Source organism: Sphingomonas sp. SRS2 (assembly GCF_000971055.1).
Lineage (GTDB): Bacteria > Pseudomonadota > Alphaproteobacteria > Sphingomonadales > Sphingomonadaceae > Rhizorhabdus.
The window spans coordinates 1-251 of sequence record NZ_LARW01000081.1 but is presented as its reverse complement, the minus strand read 5'-3'; the positions used below and the strand labels follow the sequence as shown (position 1 = coordinate 251).

Below are 251 nucleotides of genomic sequence, written 5' to 3'. Positions count from 1 at the left end.
CCCGCTTCACCGCGCGCACCGTCGAGATCTTCCTCGGCGGCGAGCGCATCGCGGTTCACATGCGTGGCAGCGGCAATGGACGGCATACCACGGTGCCCGAACATATGCCGTCCAGCCATCGGCGCTATCTGGAATGGACCCCAGCCAAAATCCGAGAAGAGGCTGCCCGGATCGGGCCGATGTTGTCGCTGCTGGTCGAGCGCATCATCATGGACCGGCCACATCCCGAGCAGGGCTACCGCTCGTGCCTT

General features: G+C 64.9%; 1 pseudogene. It reads left to right on the top strand.

Annotated features, from left to right (window positions below):
- Positions 1-251: pseudogene (locus WP12_RS10020) on the top strand (IS21 family transposase); the annotation flags it as partial.